Source organism: Flavivirga aquatica (assembly GCF_001747085.1).
Lineage (GTDB): Bacteria > Bacteroidota > Bacteroidia > Flavobacteriales > Flavobacteriaceae > Algibacter_C > Algibacter_C aquatica.
Genome location: NZ_MDJD01000034.1, coordinates 743,122 through 766,242 on the forward strand (window position 1 = coordinate 743,122; position 23,121 = coordinate 766,242).

17 protein-coding genes are annotated in these 23,121 nt (G+C 30.5%); 7 read left to right on the plus strand and 10 right to left on the minus strand.

Features of this window, described 5'->3' with window-relative positions; genetic code table 11:
- Positions 1-41: 41 nt before the first annotated feature.
- The 3 genes from A8C32_RS09370 to A8C32_RS09380 form a co-directional block, all read right to left on the minus strand.
- Complete coding sequence (locus tag A8C32_RS09370; RefSeq protein WP_069830159.1) at positions 42-662, minus strand: L-threonylcarbamoyladenylate synthase; 621 nt, start codon at positions 660-662, stop codon at positions 42-44.
- Positions 662-3,031 (minus strand): ATP-dependent helicase, encoded by a 2,370-nt coding sequence (locus tag A8C32_RS09375; RefSeq protein WP_069830160.1) that lies wholly within the window; start codon positions 3,029-3,031, stop codon positions 662-664. Before A8C32_RS09375 ends, A8C32_RS09370 begins: the two co-directional genes overlap by 1 nt.
- Positions 3,032-3,664: 633 nt before the next feature.
- The gene (locus tag A8C32_RS09380) at positions 3,665-5,308 is read right to left on the minus strand and encodes a T9SS type A sorting domain-containing protein (RefSeq protein ID WP_069830161.1); all 1,644 of its coding nucleotides are present in this window, start codon (positions 5,306-5,308) and stop codon (positions 3,665-3,667) included.
- 515 nt (positions 5,309-5,823) lie between these two features.
- Between A8C32_RS09380 and A8C32_RS09385 the strand changes: the two genes are divergently transcribed.
- On the plus strand, positions 5,824-7,377 hold the full coding sequence (locus A8C32_RS09385) for an FMN-binding glutamate synthase family protein (RefSeq protein WP_069830162.1): 1,554 nt from the start codon (positions 5,824-5,826) through the stop codon (positions 7,375-7,377).
- A gap of 172 nt (positions 7,378-7,549) precedes the next feature.
- On the opposite strand, the gene A8C32_RS09390 is transcribed toward A8C32_RS09385, so the two are convergent.
- Positions 7,550-9,130 carry a choice-of-anchor Q domain-containing protein gene (locus A8C32_RS09390; protein ID WP_069830163.1) on the minus strand — a complete coding sequence of 527 codons (1,581 nt, stop codon included), beginning with the start codon at positions 9,128-9,130 and terminating at the stop codon, positions 7,550-7,552.
- Between the two features lie 203 nt (positions 9,131-9,333).
- Between A8C32_RS09390 and A8C32_RS09395 the strand changes: the two genes are divergently transcribed.
- On the plus strand, positions 9,334-9,855 hold the full coding sequence (locus tag A8C32_RS09395; RefSeq protein ID WP_069830164.1) for a DUF7935 family protein: 522 nt from the start codon (positions 9,334-9,336) through the stop codon (positions 9,853-9,855).
- 20 nt (positions 9,856-9,875) lie between these two features.
- Here A8C32_RS09395 and A8C32_RS09400 read toward each other — a convergent pair whose 3' ends face one another.
- Together A8C32_RS09400 and A8C32_RS09405 are read right to left on the minus strand one after the other, a co-directional pair.
- Positions 9,876-10,787, minus strand: a complete 912-nt coding sequence (locus A8C32_RS09400; RefSeq protein WP_069830165.1) for a patatin-like phospholipase family protein — start codon at positions 10,785-10,787, stop codon at positions 9,876-9,878.
- 40 nt (positions 10,788-10,827) lie between these two features.
- Positions 10,828-12,783, minus strand: coding sequence for a M1 family metallopeptidase (locus tag A8C32_RS09405; protein ID WP_069830166.1), 1,956 nt, complete (start codon positions 12,781-12,783; stop codon positions 10,828-10,830).
- Positions 12,784-12,880: 97 nt separating this feature from the next.
- On the opposite strand from A8C32_RS09405, the gene recG reads away from it, so the two are divergent.
- The 5 genes from recG (at position 12,881) to A8C32_RS09430 (ending at position 18,845) form a co-directional block, all read left to right on the plus strand.
- Positions 12,881-14,983 (plus strand): ATP-dependent DNA helicase RecG, encoded by a 2,103-nt coding sequence (recG, locus tag A8C32_RS09410; protein ID WP_069830167.1) that lies wholly within the window; start codon positions 12,881-12,883, stop codon positions 14,981-14,983.
- Positions 14,984-15,032: 49 nt separating this feature from the next.
- A complete protein-coding gene (locus A8C32_RS09415; protein ID WP_069830168.1) occupies positions 15,033-15,614 on the plus strand; it encodes a MiaE family protein in 582 nt (193 codons plus the stop codon).
- 265 nt (positions 15,615-15,879) lie between these two features.
- The gene (locus A8C32_RS09420) at positions 15,880-18,051 is read left to right on the plus strand and encodes an endonuclease MutS2 (RefSeq protein ID WP_069830169.1); all 2,172 of its coding nucleotides are present in this window, start codon (positions 15,880-15,882) and stop codon (positions 18,049-18,051) included.
- Positions 18,048-18,464 carry a thiol-disulfide oxidoreductase DCC family protein gene (locus tag A8C32_RS09425; RefSeq protein WP_069830170.1) on the plus strand — a complete coding sequence of 139 codons (417 nt, stop codon included), beginning with the start codon at positions 18,048-18,050 and terminating at the stop codon, positions 18,462-18,464. Before A8C32_RS09420 ends, A8C32_RS09425 begins: the two co-directional genes overlap by 4 nt.
- Before the next feature lie 120 nt (positions 18,465-18,584).
- Positions 18,585-18,845 carry a DUF4140 domain-containing protein gene (locus A8C32_RS09430; RefSeq protein ID WP_069830171.1) on the plus strand — a complete coding sequence of 87 codons (261 nt, stop codon included), beginning with the start codon at positions 18,585-18,587 and terminating at the stop codon, positions 18,843-18,845.
- Here the strand turns inward: A8C32_RS09430 and A8C32_RS09435 are convergent.
- The 4 genes from A8C32_RS09435 to A8C32_RS09450 all read right to left on the minus strand — a co-directional run bounded on the left by A8C32_RS09435 (position 18,825) and on the right by A8C32_RS09450 (position 22,852).
- A complete protein-coding gene (locus A8C32_RS09435; protein ID WP_069830172.1) occupies positions 18,825-19,175 on the minus strand; it encodes a hypothetical protein in 351 nt (116 codons plus the stop codon). The genes A8C32_RS09430 and A8C32_RS09435 overlap by 21 nt on opposite strands.
- Before the next feature lie 76 nt (positions 19,176-19,251).
- Entirely contained in the window at positions 19,252-20,073 is an 822-nt protein-coding gene (locus A8C32_RS09440; RefSeq protein WP_083253302.1) for a sulfurtransferase, read from the minus strand.
- A gap of 46 nt (positions 20,074-20,119) precedes the next feature.
- Positions 20,120-21,445, minus strand: coding sequence for a dicarboxylate/amino acid:cation symporter (locus tag A8C32_RS09445; protein WP_069830173.1), 1,326 nt, complete (start codon positions 21,443-21,445; stop codon positions 20,120-20,122).
- 144 nt (positions 21,446-21,589) lie between these two features.
- On the minus strand, positions 21,590-22,852 hold the full coding sequence (locus A8C32_RS09450; RefSeq protein ID WP_069830174.1) for an AAA family ATPase: 1,263 nt from the start codon (positions 22,850-22,852) through the stop codon (positions 21,590-21,592).
- Positions 22,853-23,121: the final 269 nt, after the last annotated feature.

A 23,121-nucleotide genomic window follows, 5' to 3' on the forward strand; every position in this document is an offset into this window, starting at 1 on the left:
TAAACGTTATTTTCCTAATAGAGCTCCTGCTTACACAAAAACTAAAAAATCTCTAAATTTCCTTTACCTTCCCTAACAATAATAGGTTCATCTTCAGATAAATCTATAACTGTAGAAGCTTCATTATCCCCATAACCACCATCTATAACTAAGTCTACCAAATTACCCCACTTCTCTAAAATAAGCTCAGGGTCTGTGGTGTATTCCAAAACTTCATCTTCGTCGTATATGGAAGTAGAAACTATAGGGTTTCCTAGTTGTTTAACAATCTCTATAGCAATATTATTATCTGGTACACGTATACCTACCGTTTTTTTCTTTTTAAAAGGGTTAGGTAATGTTTTTGCCCCAGGAAGAATAAATGTATAGGGCCCTGGAAGAGCCCTTTTTAATATTTTAAAAACCGAAGTATCTATTTGCTTAACATAATCGCTTAAGTTACTTAAACCATGACATATAAAGGAAAAGTTAGCTTTTTCTAGCTTAACGCCTTTTATTTTAGCAATACGCTCTAAAGCTTTTATATTAGTTATATCACAACCTAAACCATAAACGGTATCTGTTGGGTAAATAATAAGTCCACCATTTTTTAGAATTTTTACAACCCTATCTATCTCTTTAGGATTAGGGTTATCTTCGTATATTCTAAAAAATTTGGCCATTATCCTATAACTTCAAGTTTAGCAAATCTTAATAATAATTTTTTAACTCCACCATGCTGAAAATTAATTTCAGCTTTAACATCGGCACCAGCTCCTTCTATTTTTAAAACCTCTCCATTACCAAACCTAATATGTTTTACTAGACTTCCTACAGCTAATTCACTATCAAATAAATTAGTATTGGTATTACTAGCATCAATAGCTGTAGTTTTTGCCACTGGTTTTAAGTTTTTAGGTGTGGTAACTTGGAATTTTTCTGGTTCTTTTTTTGCAGCAGTACCTCCCTTTTTTAATACAGGCTTTTTTGCTGGCTTATATCTAATCTTATTAGGGTTAACTATTTTACTTTTAGAGTCTCCAAATATATCGGCACTTAGCATAGGGTTAATACGACGTTCTTCGGTAGGTGTTAAAATCTCTAAAAATTCGTCGTCAATTTCTTCAATAAAACGACTAGGTTCAGAATCCACTAGTTTCCCCCAGCGGTAACGCGATAAAGCATAGGTTAAATAGGCTTGTTTTTCGGCGCGAGTGAGTGCTACGTAAAAAAGTCTACGCTCCTCCTCTAGTTCGCTTCGCGTATTCATACTCATAGCACTTGGAAATAAATCTTCTTCTAACCCAACTATAAATACATGATTAAACTCTAATCCTTTTGCCAAGTGAATGGTCATTAAAGCAACATGATCTACATCTCCCTTGTCGGCATCTAAATCTGTTGCTAAAGCTACATCTTCTAAAAACTCAGCTAAAGAATCGGAAGCATCTGCTAGTTCCATTTGTCCTTCAACAAAATCCTTGATACCATTTAACAGTTCTTCAACATTTTCTAAACGAGTAATTCCTTCTGGTGTACCATCTTTATTAAATTCACGCATTAAACCACTGGTTTTCGTAACGTGTTCGGCCAAATCGAAAGCATTTGCCGTCTCATTCATTACTTGATAACTTTTAATCAAAGTAGTGAAATCGCTTAGCTTCCTTTTAGTACCTGCATTAATTTTAATATCAACCTTATCTAGGTTTTCTAATAATTCGAAAATGGTTTTTCCATAACCATTAGCAGCTACCATTAATTTATCTATAGTGGTTTGTCCAATACCTCTTGGCGGGTAATTAATAACACGCTTTAGGGCTTCTTCGTCTGATGGGTTTAAAATTAATCTTAAATAAGCAGTGACATCTTTAATTTCTTTACGTTGATAAAATGACAAACCGCCATAAATACGATATGGAATTTCTCGTTTACGTAAAGCATCCTCCATTGCTCTCGATTGTGCATTGGTACGGTATAATATAGCAAAGTCACTATTTTGTAGCTGGTTATTCATTTTTGTTTCAAAAATAGTACTAGCTACATAACGCCCCTCGTCTCCATCTGTTAAAGAGCGATGTACTTTCACCTTACCACCTTCATCATTAGCTGTCCAAACAACTTTATCTAATTTAGTTTCATTATGTTCTATAACTGAGTTAGCTGCATGTACAATATTTTTTGTAGAACGGTAATTTTGCTCCAAACGGAAAAGCTTCACACCATCATAATCCTTTTGGAAATTTAAAATATTACTAATATTTGCACCACGGAAGGCATAAATACTTTGAGCATCATCTCCAACAACGCATATATTTTGAAAGCGATCTGCTAATGCTCTAACTATTAAATATTGAGAATGGTTGGTATCTTGATACTCATCAACCAATATATATCTAAATCGATCTTGATATTGAGCTAAGACTGCTGGGAAACGCGTTAACAATTCATTAGTTCGTAATAACAAATCATCAAAATCCATACAGCCTGCCTTAAAACAGCGATCGACATATTCTTTATATATCTCTCCCATTTTAGGTCTACGAGCCATAGCATCGGCTTCTTTTAATTCTGGATTATTAAAATAAGCTTTTACTGTAATTAAACTATTTTTATAAGAGGATATTCTGCTGTATATCTGCTTTGTTTTATAGATATCCTTATCTAAGCCCATTTCTTTAATAATCGATCCCATTAAACGTTGAGAATCCTGTGTATCATAAATGGTGAAATTACTTGGAAAACCTAAATGGTGTCCTTCAAAACGCAATATTTTTGCAAATACTGAGTGAAACGTTCCCATCCATAAATTTTTAGCTTCACCAGAGCCTACAATAGTAGAAATACGCTCTTTCATTTCTTTAGCTGCTTTATTGGTGAAGGTCAATGATAATATATTAAAGGCATCTACACCTTGATTCATCAAATAGGCAATACGATAGGTTAAAACCCTAGTTTTACCAGATCCTGCTCCTGCTATAATAATCATTGGTCCATCCTTCTGAATGGTGGGCTCTAATTGTGCTTCGTTTAACTGACTTAAATACTTCTCCAAACTACATCTAATTTTATGATGTGAAATTAAGGATTGTTACGCGTTTTATTAAGTAGAATTATTAATAATTATAAACAATTAATTTAATACCAACTTAACTATAAAATGCTGCATGCTGATGCATTCTTTTTAAGTCTAAATCCCTTGTTCATGAACTCTGTAACGATGTCATGCCATTTAATTACGGTATTTTTAGATTTAAATCAATTTTGCCTTAATAAAATATTTTATAATTAAAGTTGGTGCTACTCGAGTTCCGCTATAGAATAACTTAAAAATAATCCTAAGTAAACATAAAAAATCATAAAATTTAAAAGGTAAAACTGCATTTTTTAGAACGCAACCTTCCTTAAATATAATTAAATTGATGGAAGATCATTGAAGAAACAAAGTGTCCTGTGTTTTTATGGAAAAGGATATATTAATTTACATATCCAAAAAGAGAAGTTCTTACTTTTGATATACTAAAGCTTATTATTTATCCTTTTTTTTTAATGGTTAATTAAATGAGAAGTATAGCTCGTTTAATTAATCTTGGAATTAAAAGTTCATAAGTCAACAAAAAATTAGGTAATAAAACGTTCTAAAAAACAATTAAAATTTTTGTTTTTTAGAACGTTTTTTATTTATATACTATTCAATAACTATTTTTTTAACAGCCTTTTTATTACTTGAAGTAACTGTTACAAAATAAATACCAGAAGCTAATCCTTTTACAGAAATAGTTTGAAGTTGAGATGCATTCTTAACAGACTTAACTTCTACACCTAAACTGTTTACTATTTTAATAGTACTATTTTCTGTTGATTTTATAGTAATATCTTCAGTTGTAGGGTTTGGGTAAACGTTAAAATTGAAAGCTTTTATTTCATTAACAGAAAGTGATCCATTAGTGTTATCAAAACTAATATCATCTACATAAAATAAAGCGTTAGTACCTACAACATTAGCAGGCCTAACTTGTAATCTTATACGGTCTCCGTTTGAGATATTGGTATCTGAAGCTGCACTTCTTGAAAATGATGTAGAAACAGAAACCCATTTACCTTTTTCTACACCTGTAAGATCAACATCAATTCGCCTAAAAGGTCTTTCAAGCAATACTGTAAGTGTATTTACAGTTGTACCTGGATCAATCCAAACATTCATATTTATTTTATTAGCACCTGCAGGAATATCTAGTGATCCAGGAGGCGAAAACATAGTTTGGTTTACAGTTATTGCAGCTGTTTGTTTATAACGAAGGCTAAAGTCTCCAGTATTAGGTTTTTCATCCTCCATTCTCCATGTAGAACTTCCTCCTCCAGGAAACCAGTTTCTACTTCTACCACTGAAATGAAAAGGCCCTTCGAATCCTAAAGCATCAAAATCGCTACCAGATAATAATTCTTTTTGCCAGACACGTACGTAATCAATTTTAAACTCTGCTGGAGATGTTAAGTCTTGTTGAACAGGTAAACCATACCATTCAAAAACCTCGCTATCTAACCATAGTTCTTGAGGGAAATCCCAGATCCATTTTATATTTTCGTTATTCTCTATATCTGTTCTTGTTTTAGTTTCTAATAAGATACCATTAAAATATATTTTCATGTAATCTTTATCCCACTCAAAACCATAAACAAAATAATCACTTGCTGTTCTTTCAACTAAAGTATGTTCTGTCTTATAACTATCAACAGTTCTATCTGGGTATCTTGTTATTAAATTTGTTCTATAACGTCTTTCAAGGCTTTCTACTCTATTTTTAGGGTTTCCAATAGGTCTTTTTCCATAATTTTCGGTCATATCAATTTCAGATTGATACCCTGTAGTCCAAAAAGCATTGGTAACAGGAGCATCGGCAGATTGGCACCGTATTTCCATATATCCGTATTTGAAAAATTTCTCACTCATAATACAAGATTGAGTAATAGGATGACTTTTCCCCACTCCTCCATAAGGTGTTCCTTCATGAGATTCATTAATAAAAGTAAAACTTGGCTCCCATTGTGACATTAATATTAAATCGCCACTTTCTACTTTTACATTATGTGAAACAAATTGACCAGGAGCTCTCCCTTTCCATTTTTGTCTATAATCATTGTTCTCTCCAAGAATCCACCATTTAGCTTTATCTAACTCTGAACCATTGAATTCATCACTCACTTCTGGATTAAAAATCCATCCTTCTGTATTACCAGGATCTGATAATGGAAAATTTTGGGCTTTAGAACTTACTGCTCCTAATAAAAAAAAAGCAAAAAGGCATAAACTTTTAAAATTTGTTATTCTCATTTTAATTAAATGTGTTAATAATAGATTAGGGATACTTTAAATTTTTTGTAATAATCAAATTTATAGACAAAAACTAAAATGCACTAATTATTCTAATTAATTAACCAAACATTAACAAATAGCTTATTATATTATTATATCATCAATAAAAATAATAAAACATTACACAAATAACAAAAACACTAATTAAAACACGTAAGACAAAAATGTCACGTTTAAGTATTTAATAGACAACACTACGTAGGTTAATACATCTAAATTATAGGTATAAGAAAAATTTCGATTTTATTTTATCTAAAAAAAAACAAAATCATGCATTTAGCTTCATCATATTTTCTTTTAATGAAACCAAAAAAACTTGAATAATAATTGTAACGAAAACCAAATTTTAATACCTAATTATAAATTAAAGCGTCTTTATTCTAATTCAGATTATTTTAATCTAAAAAGACTTCATTAATTTTTATATAAAAACAGATTATGTTTACTTTTGACTTAAACGATTTTCAAAAAATATGAATACAGTATTAATTTTTTTATCAAATATTTCATGGTGGGTATGGATTATAATAGTATTACTAATAATAGCGCTTAGAGATATTATTCAAAAAAAACATACCATAAGTCATAACTTTCCTATTGCTGGACATATTCGTTATATTTTTGAGAGTATTGGTCCAGAAATGCGCCAATATTTCGTTGCTAATAACAGAGAAGAATTACCATTTAATCGTATAGAACGTAGTTGGATTTATGCTTCTGCTAAAAAAGAAAATAACTACGAAGGCTTTGGTACAAATAGAGATATACACCAGCATCAACATATCTTTATTAATAATGCTATGATGCCCTATACACTACCTGACAATCATCCAAATAAAATTGACAAAAGTTTTTTACCATGTGCAAAAGTTATGGGGGAATTTAGCAAACGTAAAAGACCATATCGTCCAGCTTCCATTATTAATGTTTCTGCAATGAGTTTTGGATCACTTTCTGCTAAAGCGGTTGAATCGTTAAATAAAGGGGTTGAAATGGCTGGTGCGTATCATAATACTGGAGAAGGTGGGTTATCACCTTACCACAGTAATGGTGGAGATGTAGTATTCCATTTTGGAACAGGCTACTTTGGTGTACGTGCAGAAGATGGTGGATTTTCTATGAAAAAAATGATAAAATTAGTTAAAAACAATCCATTTATTCGCGCTATTGAAGTCAAACTATCTCAAGGTGCTAAACCAGGGAAAGGTGGTGTACTACCTGGCTCAAAAATAACTAAAGAAATTGCTAATATTAGAGGAGTCGAAATAGGAAAAGATGTCTTATCTCCTCCAAACCATAAAGCTTTCTCTAACGTACCCGAAATGATCGATTTTATTGAAGCCATTGCTGAAGCTACAGGACTACCTGTTGGTATAAAAGCTGCTATTGGTAAATTAGAACAGTGGGAAGAACTTGCAAATATTATGCAAAAAACAGGAAAAGGCCCTGATTTTATAACTGTTGATGGTGGTGAAGGTGGTACAGGAGCTGCACCTCCTAGCTTTGCAGACCATGTGTCTTTACCTTGGACTTATGGCTTTAGTGATTTATATAAACTTTTTAAAGAAAAAGGATTAACTAAGCGTATTGTTTTTATTGGTAGCGGTAAATTAGGCTTTCCTGCTAAAGCAGCCATGGCCTTTGCTATGGGAGTTGACTGTATTAATGTAGCTCGTGAGGCTATGATGAGTATTGGCTGTATTCAAGCACAGGTATGCCATACAAATCGATGTCCTGCTGGTGTAGCTACCCAAAACAAATGGTTACAAAATGGCATAGATCCTACTCTAAAATCCGCTCGTTTAGCTCAATATTTTAAAACATTTAGAAAAGAACTTATAGAAATAACACATGCTGCTGGATATGAACACCCTTGCCAGTTTAAAATGGATGATATTGAAATGAATGTTGACGATCATAGTCTTTCTAAAGGACTAAGTAGAATGTTTCACTATGAAAAAACATCTGTATCTTTTAAAGGTATGCAGAATTTAAAAGGTTGCTTGCATTTAGGAGGAAATTGTTAATTCTAAAAAATTGTAGAAGCACTTATATATACCCCTAAAACAGAATATAGCTGTAATAATGATACATGAAGAACATTACTTATTATATATATCTTATTTATCAATGGTTATAAAACAAAAAGCTACCTTTTAAAAAGGTAGCTTTTTGTTTTATTTATTTTAAATTGACAATTTAATAGATAATTAATTTTTGATAATGCGCATTATCACGCTTACCCTCTTCATCATTTATTGATACTATATAAATTCCTGGTTTTAAATCTAAAGTCAAATTATCTTTAATTGAGGTCTCTTTTAATAATTGTCCATTAAGGTTGCTAATTTTAAGTATTAAATTTTCATTAGATATCGTATTAATATTCAATTTACCTCCAGATCTTAAAGGATTAGGATAAATCCGTGTGATTGGAATATTATTTTTAGCTCTTAAGCTATTATTAGACAATCGCATACTTTTTTGATATTCATAAGCACCTATATCAACATTTCCAAATCTAGGATTTCCTTCAATATCTCTATTCAAGCTATTTTTTACAGTTCCTGCATCTATGGCTGGCGAACCTTCCTTAAGTCTAAAATTAGCATTAGCTTGATCTACAAACTTTGGATCTGTTCCATCTGTTAAATTATTCGTTTCAACAAAACTAGTATAACTTGATAAATTAAAGTTTTTTCTGCCGTTTTTATAGCAAATATTATTTCTATAAACCATATTTTCTGCAGTAGAAAAATTAAGTAATATACCAAATCTTCCATTATTTACGAATGTGTTATTAATTGCCTTAATATCATAAACATTACCACTTCCCGCTGGATGCTTATAAACCATAAAGCCATCTTCTTCGTTATTATAAGCCACATTATTAACTAATAAAATATTAAAAGTATTTCCGTCTCCTTCTGTTCCCATAGTAAAAGCGCCTCCTCCAGCACCAGCATTCACATTATTCCATACTATATTATTATAAATCCTAATATCTTCAATTTCTGGAGGCGTAAACCCTAATAACCCACCTGCATCTAGATATATACCTGCTTGACGCTTTAAATCATGTATTCTATTTCCAAAAATTCTACCTCTTTTCGCTCCTTCTTTTACATCTATACCTTCTCCTCCATTAGAACCATCTTGACCATTAAAAACTTCATTATTGCTAATTTCAAAATCAGTAACACCATTAGCTAATGTTATACACTCATTATAACCACCATTACATGCATTTTCTACTTTATTATTTTTAATTATTAAATGGCTAATATTTTCGTATGTCTTAGGGTCTTTTCTCCAAGCAACACCCCATACACCAATACCAGAAGAACTTGTATTAAAAGTATGGTTACCTATAATTTCTATATAACTACAAGGTCCTTCGATGTATATACCATTTCGCTCATCTTGAAAACGTAAATTCCTTATCCTTAAGTAACTTTTTTTAAAAGCTCTAAAAGCTCCCTTAATTGTAACTGGCCTATTAATATTTAAAGGTCTAATTGTAATAAACTTACCATCACTACCACTATTTTTTGCTGTAATATTTCCAATATATTCTCCACCATCTATCATTACTACATCTCCAGCCAAAGCTACATCTAGACCTTTTTGTATAGTCAAAAAAGGTGCGTTTACTGTACCTGTATTGCTGTTACTACCTGACTTTGAAACATAAATGTTCTTTGAAAAAACATGAGATGTTATTAATAATATAAAAATAAATTTTATAAGCTTGATTTCTTTAAATTTTGTGTTTTTCATTTTGTGTTTTGATTTGTTTGGGCTTGACAAAAATAATATTATTTTTCTTACTGATGAGAATTAATTAAAGTAATCTAAAAAAAACAGATTTATCTTATTATTTATTATGTATAACTAAATAATAGTTTTAAATAATTGGGTTTTTTAATTTTTCTTGTAGAATAAATTCAAACCACTTATGTTTGTACTTAAACTCATTTCATATGGAACTATCCAGAATTATTGACCTATTTTTATTCGCTATCCCCTCTTTAATCACAGGTGTAATAGCTTATTATTTTTTTAGAGAACACACCAAAAACGAAGATGGACGTAGACGCTTTTTATTAAAAAAAGATATGCAAGTTAGTGCTATGCCATTACGTCTTCAAGCTTACGAACGTATGGCTATATTTTTAGAACGTATTACGCCTTCAAAACTGATTGTTAGAACTCAACCTATATCATCAGACAAAGATGCCTACGAATCTTTACTTATTCAAAGTATTGAACAGGAATTCGAACATAATTTATCTCAACAAATATATATAAGTGACAAATGTTGGAATATTATAACCACAGCAAAAAATACTACTATACAACTTATTAGAAAAGCTAGTTTACTGGAAAAAACAGATACAGCTAATAAATTAAGAGAAGTTGTATTAACAGAAATGATGGATCGTCACTCACCTAGTGATGCCGCTTTAGCCTTTATTAAAGAAGAAGTATCAGATATGTGGTAGTTTTTTTGCCATAGCTAACCTTAATCAATGCGTAACTCATTAGACTGTGCTTGATTACATTTTTCTTTAGCATTCGCATATCCCTGCTGCCACCAAGATCTCATTAATTTTTTATTAAAGATTAATGAGTTTTCTGTAAGTTTTGATGGTGTATAATATAAGTTGAGCTTAACATTTTTATGCTTAGCTGCTAGTTTCCCTATAGTAATATCATTACGTTCTATTTGATCTAGCAAATGCCCAAACAAATTAATCATTAGAGAGAATGGATTCTTACCTAGTATTTTGTTGTATTCCATATTTTCAGACTCTAAAATAACTGCATCTATTTCTGTTGCTCCTCTAAGAATAGCTTCTCGTATGGGCACAACACACCCTAATGCACCATCTGCATATTCAAAACCATTAACCTTTACCAAAGACATAAAGGGTATATAATTACAAGAAATCCAAGTCCATTCACAAAACTCTTCATATGAAAAATCTTTTATAGACTTATATTCTATTCTATTTTTTGATAAGTTTGAAACTGTTACTACGACATCTTCTTTTGTTTCTTTAATTAAATTATACTCTTCCTCTGTAAAATTCTTTTTTATATAGCGTTTCAACGCCTTGCTTTCTCCAAAGGTTCTTTTTTTCTTAATAAATTGAATAAGTGTATTAAAAAAATTAATAGAAACATATTCTCTATTCCCTTTTTTACGCTTTATAAAAGGATTAATACTAAAAATATTACTTTGGTTTACATTAGTAAATATATCATGAATCTTATCTATTTTATTTGCAGCTAGATGAGGTACCAATAAGCTTCCTGTCGACGTACCTAAATACAGATCGTAATCACGTTTTTCTTCTTGAATTAAATATTGAGCTACTCCTCCAGCATATGCGCCTTTACTACCCCCTCCAGAAATTACTAATGCCTTCATTTATTGTTATATCTATAATGTTTTAGTTACTAAATGTAACTTAAGTTTTTAGCCTTTTTATTAATAGCTTCGCAAATTTAGAGAATTGCCAACTATGATGCGTGGTTGCTTGTTCTAAATTTTTAATACATATATTATTACAAGCTCCAATTTCACTCAAGTATTGGAATGCTTTTTGCCTTACCTCGAAACCATACTTAAAATCTGTATAGTCTATAAGTTCGTTAAAATATTGTTTTTTGTTTTCTAATTCAAAACCTTCAGTCACTAAAGCTAATGTTAACCATAATATTCGTAAATTTTTATCATTAAACCCCTGAATTCCTTTTGTTTGTTTTAAATATTTCTCTCTATCAATGGGAAATGAACTCCATAAGGTAAACAAAGTGGCTTCTATTGTAAGATATGACTTATCATTCAAAAAGGATTCATAATCAATCTTATATTTCTTTAGATCATTTGAAGCCTTTTGCGCCATAGTTTGCCTTACTTTTAAGTTTTTAGTATTCTTAATTTCAGAATACATAGCGTCCTGTGATTCTCTTACTATTTTTTGTTTTTGTTTTTCACTTTTCGTTTTTCTAAATAACTTATAACAATCTAAATCACAGTTTATCTTCGAATAATCTCGAATATCATTAGAAACCGAATAAAGATGACTTTCCATTTCTTTATATTCTAGTGATTTACTCTTTATCCATTTCTTAACAAAACCCTCTAAATTCATCCCACTTACCTGCTCGATCTCATTAATAAAGTTCTTAGTTTCTACATTTTTAAATTTATATTTTGATAAATAATTCTTAATTGCAGTTTTAAAATTACTAGTACCTACATGTTCTCTTAGCATGTAGAGTACCCAAGCGCCTTTTTTATAAAAAGTGATACTACTCGATTTTGGATCTAATAGCGATGTACTCCCTCCTGCTTTATCTTGTTCTAATAATTCTTGGGCATATTCATACAATCTCCAATAGTAATAATTCTCTCCAAACACTTCTTTTTCTGAAAGTAACGCATAATAAGTAGCAAAGCCTTCTTGCAACCAGTGATGGGTTCCAGAAGTTTCTGTTATTAAATTACCAAACCATTGATGCACTAATTCATGAGCATTTATGTTTACATAATTTTTATCAATAAAAGCTATAGAATCAATAACAAACGCATCTGAAAATATAGTCGTACTTGTATTTTCCATACCTGCATACAGAAAATCTTTAACAGGTACTTGTTTATAATTTTGCCATGGATATGACACTCCAATTTCATCTTCTAAAAAATCGAACATACGTTTTGTATAACGATAAGTAGGTTCAAATTTTAAAGAATCTTTAGGGTAATAATACATTTCTAAAGGTATGTTACTTTTAGAAATCGCTTTTTTCTTATTATACTTACCTATAGCTAGAGCTACTAAATAGCTAGACATAGGGTGGTTCATATTATAACACCATGTGGTTAAATTACCCTTTGTATTCTTTTCAACAAGCTTTCCGTTAGCTACAACCTCATATGCTTTATCGAAAGTTATATTTAAATCAAAAACTACTTTCTCTCCCATATCATCAAAACTAGGCAACCAATTACTAGTGTATTTACCTTGGCCTTGCGTCCATATTTGATTTTGTCCATCATTATTCCAACCGATAAAATACATGGCTTTTCTAGGATTTGTTTTCCAAGTAATTTCTAATGTATGTTTACTATTAGCCTTAAACCCATGTTTAATAATGAGTTGTTTTCCATTATATATATTATCAGAAAACTGCCCATCTAAAATAGATTCAATGTTTTGAAAACCTTTAGCATCAACAAAAACAGAATCTACATCCTTCAACACTTTAAATGTATACGAAATAACTCCAAAAACTTCTTTTTTCTTTAAATCACCAAAAACAATAGCTGCTTTAGCTGTTTTAAAATCTACAAAATTTCTTTGTTGACCTTTTACAGACCAACATAAAAAAATAGTTAAAATTACTAGTAGATATCTCATAAACTGATTTAAACAAGGATTAAGCCAAAATACAATTTTTAAAAGTTACAATATAATAAGATTCCCACTTTCATTAGAATTATTTAAATTCGCTTTTATGAGTGCAAAACTTCAAACTCCTATAGATTATTTAAAGGGCGTAGGGCCAAATCGTGCAGGTTTACTGCGCAAGGAGCTAGGTATTCACACATATCAAGATCTAATTAATTTATTTCCAAATAGATACATAGATAGAACCCAATATTACAAAATAAAAGGCTTGCAACGTAATAATGCCGATGTACAAGTTATTGGTAAAATAATCGGATTTAAAGAAGTCGCTCAAAAACGTGGAAAACGACTAGTTGCTACATTTCAAGACGATACAGGTACGATTGAGTTAGTTTGGTTTCGTGGACAGAAATGGATTAGAGAAAACTTAAAACTTAATAAAACTTACGTTGCTTTTGGAAAAACCAATTGGTATGGTGGTAAATTTAGCATGGCACACCCAGAACTAGAAGTGCAAGAAGCGCATGAAAAAAATCTACGTTCTGCTATGCAACCTGTATATCCTTCTACAGAAAAATTATCAAACAGTGGCATAACCAATCGTGTTATTAGCAAAATTATGCAACAACTATTCATTGAAACGAATGGAAAATTTGTTGAAACTTTGCCTGAAAATTTACGTTCAGAACTCAAATTAATCAGTAAAAAATCGGCGCTTTTCAATGTTCATTTTCCAAAGAGTCAAGAGCTACTTTCTCGAGCACAATTTAGACTAAAATTTGAAGAATTATTTTATATTCAACTACAATTAATCATTAAAAACTTAGTCCATAAATCTAAAATAAAAGGCTTTCCTTTTGAACAGGTTGGTTACTATTTTAATACCTTTTTTAAAGAGCACTTGCCCTTTGATTTAACCAATGCACAGAAACGTGTTTTAAAGGAAATTCGTTCAGATTTAGGTAGCAATGCTCAAATGAATCGGCTTTTACAGGGTGATGTAGGTTCTGGAAAGACCATTGTTGCACTAATGTCAATGTTAATGGCACTTGACAATGGTTTTCAAGCATGTTTAATGGCGCCAACTGAAATTTTGTCAGTCCAACACTACTCAGGATTAAATGAACTATGTAAACAACTGAATATCAATATAGAAATACTCACGGGTTCAACTAAGACTTCTAAGCGAAAAGAAATTCATAAAATTCTAGAAAACGGAGAATTACAAATATTAATAGGCACACATGCACTACTTGAAGACAAAGTAAAATTTAAAAATTTAGGGTTAGCTATTATTGACGAACAACATCGTTTTGGAGTTGCGCAACGCAGTAAATTATGGAGAAAAAACACCTCTCCTCCACACGTTTTAGTTATGACTGCAACACCAATTCCTCGTACCTTAGCAATGTCTGTTTATGGTGATTTAGACATCTCTATAATTGACGAGTTACCACCTGGTAGAAAGTCCATAAAAACGGTTCATAGATACGACAAAAATAGACTAAATGTTTTCCGGTTTATTAGAGATGAAATTTCCAAAGGCAGACAAATTTATATTGTATATCCATTAATTCAGGAAAGCGAAAATATGGATTACAAAGATTTAATGGATGGTTACGAAAGTATAGCCAGAGATTTCCCTACACCCGATTATCAAATATCCATTGTACATGGAAAAATGAAGCCCGCCGACAAAGATTACGAAATGCAACGCTTTATTAAAGGAGAAACACAAATCATGGTCGCTACAACTGTAATTGAAGTTGGAGTAAACGTTCCCAATGCTTCTGTTATGATTATTGAAAGCGCAGAACGCTTTGGTTTATCTCAACTGCATCAATTACGTGGTCGTGTAGGTCGTGGTGCAGAACAAAGTTATTGTATTTTAATGACCAGCTATAAATTAAGTAACGATAGTAAAACCAGACTAGAAACTATGGTAAAAACTAACGATGGTTTTGAAATAGCTGAAGTTGATTTACGTTTAAGAGGTCCTGGAGATTTAATGGGAACGCAACAAAGTGGTGTTTTAAACCTTAAAATCGCCGATATTATTAAAGATAATGATATTTTACAATTAGCTAGGTACCACTCTAAAAACATCTTAAAATTAGACCCAACACTCTCTAATACTGATAATAAAGTAATTTTAGACACCTACAGATCTCTTAGTAAATACAAGAATATCTGGAATTATATTAGCTAACCTTTTACAGCTAGACTCTTATAACTACATTTACAAAAAAAATAATATCATGCTAGGTTTAAAACTAGAAACAGACCCTCGTTGGGTAAATATTGTAGAATCAAATATAGAAGAAATCTTAACAGATCATGCTTGGTGCGAGCAAAAGGCTGCCACTAATGCTATAACTATTATTACACTTAATTCTGAATATACAGATTTAGTTACAGATTTACTCATTTTAGCTCAAGAAGAACTAGAACACTTTCAAATGGTACATGATATCATTAAAAAACGTGGATATAAACTAGGTAGAGAGCGAAAAGACAGCTATGTAAATGAACTATACAAATTTATGAACAAAGGTGGTAATAGACTACAATGCATGGTTGATAGATTATTATTTTCGGCTATGATTGAAGCTAGAAGCTGTGAACGCTTTAAATTACTATCAAAAGAAATAAAAGACCCAGAACTTTCTAAATTTTATCATGACTTAATGATTAGTGAAGCTGGACATTACACCACTTTTATTAGTTTTGCTCGTAAATACGGAAAAGATATTGATGTAGATAAAAGATGGCAAGAACTTATTGAATTTGAAGCAGAAGTGATTAAAAACTATGGCAAATCTGAAACTATTCATGGTTAAAAAAGCTCAACCAAATATAGATTGAGCCTAAAAATTAACTGTTCATTTTTGATTGACAAGAATATAATAACACACTATTCTTAAAACTTATAAAATAAAATTACAACATCAAGGTATACATAAATTACGTTTAATACTGTTATAACTTTGTTAAACAAGCACTTAAAACTGTTAATTAATTGTTTTATGTATTTATTTAACTACAAAAACATCTCAAACATAATGTTTAACTTTGTTTCTTTATTTAAAGATTCTATATTAAAGAATGATCAATATTCATAATAAAACACTACAAGACTTAGAATTCTCTACAGTTTTACAACAAGTTAGCGAACTATGTGTAACTGCTCTAGGTAACGAAAAAACATTACAAATTTCTCCTTATAAAACTAAAGAAGAACTTCTTGTTAATTTACAATTAACAAATGAATATCTATCTTCTTTTTATAACGATAATCGAATACCTAACCACGGTTTCGATACTATTAGTAATGAACTTAAACTACTAAAAATAGAGAATACGTATCTTGAAATTCATAGTTTAAAAAAGATTATTTCAATATCTATAACCACTAATAGCATTGTTACTTTTTTAAAAAAGTTTGCAGAGTATTACCCAGGATTAAATGATTTTGCTTCACATATTGAAGTCACAAAAGTTATTATTGAAAAAATAGATGGCATTGTAGATCGATTTGGTGATATAAAAGATAATGCTTCAAACTTACTTTTCGATTTAAGACAATCTATAAATCAAATAAAAGGAAAAATAAATGCCAGCTTTTCATCTGCTTTAAATACATACCACAATCTTGAATACTTAGATGATATTAGAGAGTCTGTAGTAGAAAACAAACGTGTACTAGCCGTAAAAGCCATGTACAGACGTAAAGTTAAAGGTGCTATTATGGGAGGTAGTAAAACAGGAAGCATTGTATATATAGAGCCCGAGACTACACTTCAATATTCTAGAGAATTGAATAACTTAGAATACGAAGAACATGAAGAAATTATTAGAATTCTAAAAGAAGTTACCAATTTTATTCGTCCGTTTCTTCCTTTATTAGAAGACTGTCAAACATTTTTAATAGATATAGATGTTATTTCTGCGAAAGCAAAATATGCTAAATCGATGAATGCTATTCTTCCTGAATTTTCGGAAGATAAAAGCATGTACTTACGTGATGCCTACCACCCACTACTCTATTTAAATAATTTAGCAAAGAAAGAAACGACACATCCACAGACTATTGAGTTAAAAAAAGACAGTAGAATCATTGTTATTTCTGGACCAAACGCTGGTGGAAAAAGTATTACTCTTAAAACAGTAGGATTATTACAAGTCATGATTCAAAGTGGATTATTAATTCCTGTTCATGAACGTAGCACAGTTTGTTTATTTGATAGAATTTTAAGTGATATTGGAGATAATCAATCTATTGAAAACCACCTAAGCACCTATAGTTACCGCTTAAAGCAAATGAATTATTTTTTAAAGAAGTGTAATAAAAACACCCTCTTTTTAATTGATGAATTTGGAACAGGTAGTGACCCCGAACTTGGTGGAGCCTTGGCTGAAACATTTTTAGAAGAATTCTATCATCGAGAAGCTTTTGGCATAATCACGACCCACTATTCCAACTTAAAAATATTAGCTAATGAGTTACCGCACATGCTCAACGCAAATATGTTGTTTGATGAACGCACACTAGAACCTCTTTTTAAATTAGTTATTGGACAGGCAGGTAGTTCATTTACTTTTGAAGTTGCGCAAAAAAACGGAATCCCATATAGCTTAATAAACCGAGCTAAAAAGAAGATAGAGCGCAGTAAAGTACGATTTGATGCCACTATAGCTAAACTCCAAAAAGAACGCTCTAGATTGGAAAAAACTGGACAATCTTTAAAGCTTAACGAAAAGAAAAAGATTGAAGAAGCTGATAAGCTAGAAGGTATTAATGCAAAAATCCAAAAGAAATTAGAAAGTTATCAGGAATTATATGATAGCAACCAACGTTTAATCTATCTGGGACAAAAAGTAAACGATATTGCTGAAAAATATTTTGATAACAAACAGAAACGTGAGTTAATGTCCGAACTTTTTAAAGTCGTTCAAATAGAAAATTCTAAACGAAAAAAAGTTACTGCTAAACAGAAAAAAGTTATAAAAGAAAAAGAACAAAAAGTAAAGCAAGAAGCCGAAAAGAAAGTTGAAATTATTCGTAAAAAGAAAAAAGAAGCCAAGAAAAAAGCAATTGAAGCCCCAAAACCAAAAGCTATTATTAGAATAGGTGATCGTGTTCGTATGGAAGATGGTCGAGCTATTGGAACTATTGATAAAATAGAAAAAAACAAAGCTGTTGTTAATTACGGTATTTTTACGACTAATGTAAATATAGATTTACTGGAACTTGTTGAAGCTAAAAAAATAAAATGACAAATTTTCCAAAACATAAAAAACTAATTCTTTTTGATGGTGTTTGCAATCTTTGCAATAGCTCCATAAATTATGTTATTAAACATGACAAAAAGAATATATTTATGTTTGCTCCTCTTCAAAGTAAAGCTGGAAAAGAAATTATAGACACTTACCATATAGATACTCAAAAAACAGACTCTATTCTACTTTATACACCTGAAAAAGGCATTGCTTATAAATCTACTGCGGCTTTAAAAGTTGCTAATCATTTAGGGTTTCCTCTAAATTTAATGGGTATTTTTTTTATTGTACCCGCTTTTATTCGCAATTGGGTTTACGACTTTATTGCCAAAAATCGTTATAAATGGTATGGTAAAAAAGAGACTTGTATGATTCCTACTCCAGAACTGAAGAGTAAATTCTTGAATTAAAAAAGACTTAAACTAACTCAAACAACCTTTTCACAATCATAGAGAGAACATATACTCATTCTTAGTTTTTAAACATCTTAAATTGGAATAGTTTTATTGAAACTTATTAAATTTCAATAAATGAAAAATCTAATACTTCTATTTCTTTTAAGTACTAGCTATGCTTTCTCAAAGAATATAACTCCTACTCCAACATCATTAAATACAGTAACTGTTTATACAAATGGAGCTCAAATTACGCGTATAGCAAAAATCACATTACTTGCTGGTACTACAGAGTTTAAATTCGATAAGCTATCTCCTTACATTCAAGAAAATAGTATACAAATTTCTGGTTTACAAAAAGCTTCTATTTTGTTTTCAAAGTTCAGTAAAGTATAGCATTCGCATTCCAACTGTTTTTGTTTCTATTAAACTTCCTGAAGTAAATCCGGAAAATGCGTTTTCAGCATATTTATCGTGTTTTTTATTTTTGAATTTGAATTCACAATTCTGCCATAGTTTTTCGTCAAACAGAATATGTTCCCATTCATTACATATAGATACTACTTTATAAGAACACCAAAACATATCAGTAAACTTCCAGTCAACAAGTTCACCAACAATTTTACCTTCATATTCAATATACCATCCATAATCTCTTCCAAAATTAGATTTTTTTAATTCTTTTTTGTCTTTAAACTTTTTTAGGTATTTAGATAGAAATCTCACTTATTCATGTTTCAATTATTAATAATGGAAAATTACATACAACTTTGATTTTTTGGTTCACTTATAATAATATTATTTATGCTTCAACCAAACTACCCCATTCTGTCCAGGAACCATCATAAACAGTTATATTTTTATAACCAGATATTTCAGCACCTAAAGCTAAAACACAAGCGGTAAGACCAGATCCACATGAAAAAATAATAGCATCATTGCTATCTGCTAACTTAGAAAAACTAGTTGCAATATCTTTTTCAGATTTCAATACGCCATTTTCTAATAAATCTGTGAATGGTAAATTAACAGAATTTGGTATAGTCCCCATACGTAAACCTGCTCTAGATTCAGGAGTAGTACAATTGAAGCGCCCCTCTGAACGGGCATCAATTATAGTATGTGTTTTATTTGTTGAAGCCAACTTCATACCTTCAAAAAAAGTCATGTTTTTTGGTTGATAATTAGCAACAAAATCACCTAAATCTCCTTCATATATTTTCATAGGTTCTATTGGAAACTCCGCCTTTAACCAAGCTGGAAAACCTCCGTCTAAAACTGCTACATTATCAAATCCAAAGGATTTAAACATCCACCAAACTCGGGCACTAGAATAAATACCTTTATCATCGTAAATCACCAATGCACTATCTTTATTAATTCCTAAAGCTCTAACTTCTTTTTGAAATTGCTCTATCGCTGGAAATGCACTAGGAAACTCATTTGACACATCGCTAAACTTCTTTTTTATATCAAAAAAACGCGTATTTGGTATTTGATCTTGAGAAGTTTCAAAAACTTTGTTTATCGTTCCATCTAAAACAATAAGATTATTAGCATTTAAATTATCATAAAGCCATGCTACCGAAACTACAGGTGATGACATTGAAATATTTGAACTCATTTTGAATTATTTATTATTAACAGTAATCAATTAACAAATTTCTAACTTATTTTACAGCTTCATAATTATCGTCCCATTTCTTAGGTTTGGGATCATGTAATTTCCCTAACGACTTAGCTACCATCATAGACACTGTAGCATCTCCTGTTACATTAACAACAGTTCTACACATATCTAAAGGTCTGTCTACTGCAAAAATAAGCGCTAAACCTATGGGTAATAACTCAGCAGGAAAACCTATAGATTCTAGCACAATAACCAGCATTACCATACCTGCACTTGGTACTGCGGCGCTTCCTATAGAAGCTAATAATGCTGTAGCAACTATAACCAACTGGTTTGTAAACGTTAGTCCTTCTGGCCAGATAACCTGCATAATAAATACAGCAGCTATACCTTGATATAAACTGGTTCCATCCATATTAACTGTAGCTCCAACTGGTAGTACAAAACCTGAGACTTCCTTATCGACACCTAAATGTTCTTCTACACGTTCCATTGTTACAGGTAAAGTTGCTGCACTACTACTGGTAGAAAAAGCTAATAATTGTGCAGGACTTATTTGTTTTAAAAACCATGTAGGCGATTTTTTAGTATAAACACTTATTAAAATAAGATAAAAACCAATCATTAAAATAAGACCTCCCACTACGCATAAAGCATACCAAAGAAGTTTTACTAAAATCTCAGTATCATCGAAAGCAATAATAACATTTGCCAATAGAGCAAATACAGCATAAGGCGCAAAAAGCATAATTAAATCTACCATTTTCATCACTACTTCATTAAGTGAATCAAAGAAATCTACAAGAGGTTTTGCTTTCTTTTCTCCTATTAACAATAAGCAAACACCAACAAACAATGCAAAAAAGATAACTTGTAACATAGATGCATCTACAAAAGATTTAAATATATTACTTGGAAAAATATCTACTAAAGCTTGTAATGGCCCAGCATCTTTTTGAGCAGATGCTTTCATTAACTTATCTGTTACACCGGCATCATTTTCGTATTTAAGTTTTATTTTTTCAATAGTTTCTTGAGGCATTCCATTTCCTGGTTTTAAAGTATTCACTATACTTAAACCAATAACTATTGCAACAAGAGTAGTTCCTACATATATACCAATAGTTCTTATGCCCATTGATTTTATTTTAGAAATATCTTTTAAATCTGATATCCCTTTAATTAAAGATGCCAGAATTAAAGGGACTGCAATTAACTTTAAGAGATTGATGAATATTTTTCCAAAAGGAGCGATCCAATCTGATACAAATCCTTTTCCCCCATCTACGGTATTCATAATAAAACCAAATATGATTCCCAGGACCATTCCTATAATAATCTTCCAGTGTAATGCTAGTTTTTTCATGTTCTAATTTGTCTATATAATAAGCAAGATAAGTATTTTTTGATGCTTTTGGAGAACTCCTAATTTAAAACTATGTTTATTTAACAAATTAAAGGTTCTAAAATAATTTTTATTTTATAAACTAACTTTACAAGCAAATAGCAATTACATACTAACATCTGTTGAATATAATTTTTCTCTTTCTCCAAATAATCTAACCCACAATGCAAATCCCTTATATTGAAGTCTATATTCCCAGTTCTTAGATGGGTTTTTTAGTATTATTTTTTTTGAAGATAAAACTTTTAATGCATCTGTAACCACATGATCTGCTCCATTGAATTTATCATGAATTTCGCTTTTTTTAACCCATGAATTCATACTTTCGGCCATTATGGACAAAACTTCTCTGTAATCGTCAGATTTAATTTGTTCATTATACGCCCTATAATAATATCTCTTACCTATAATATCCAAAGCACCTCCAACAACAAAAACGCCTTTATTTACATCATCAGTACTTATTTCTCCATTTGTAGAAAACTCAAATGCTGAATATGAAAACTGCTGAATAAAACGAGGATAACCTCTAGACAATGTTGAAATTAAAGTTTTAGCATCTGAAGTTATAGTCGTTATTTTAGAATTAATTTTATTTCCTATTTCCAAGCCTTTATCTACTGCATAACAACTATATTCTGGAGATAATTCTTTTATTACTAAATGATTAAAAATTCTCATTGAAGACTCATGAGATAATGTTAACTTTTCAACAACATTAGGCAACCCCACAACAATAAACATTATATTACAACAACCATGTTGTAATAGTAACTCTGTAACCATTTTAAAAAAATAACCAAGATGTAAATCTTGAGAAGAACTATCGGCTTCATCAATAAAAAATACAATACCGTCTTTGGGTTCTTGTTCATTTTCTGAGTTGGTGATTATTTTACAAATTTCTGCTAAAAAGTAAACAAAATCATCAATAATTAAATCTAACCGATCACTACTCTTTGTTTTTTCTACTTTTGAATCTAAAGTTTTAATACGTTCTACAAAAGTCCACGTATTATTAAGAAAATCTTTAGCTTTTTCTATATTCTCTAATTTCCTTTTTAATGCTTTCTCAATCAATTGCATTAAAACAACTAAAGTAGTTCTTGGAGTAATAACAAGATTTATAGATATAAAATTAAAAACCTCATAATTAAGACTAGTAACTTCCCCATTTGCTATGGGCTTTATAACCCCTAAAAGAGAAGACTTACCAATACCTCTTTCTCCTGTGATTAAAAAATTTGAAGGATACCCATTTTTAGTTTGAAAAAGACTCTTTTCTAGAGCATTAATTTCAAAAATTCTCCCTACAAACATACTTGGAGATACTGGATGATTAGGCTTAAAAGGATTTATTTTAGACATATAAAAAATCGTTTAAATGAAAAGAAATATTATAATCGTGTAATACCAATTTAATTAGTTAATCTTGATATGTAACACACTAAATATATTAATATTCTTACAAAAACAATGAATTAATTATAACAAAAAACCAATCCTGTCCTAAATAAATTTACTGCATAATAAATCTACCCATTTTACAGGTCTAAGACTAAATTTAATTAAAATTTCAAAAAAGAACTCCTTGTATATATTTATTTGGAGGAGGTTGCTTTTTTAGAAACGGATTG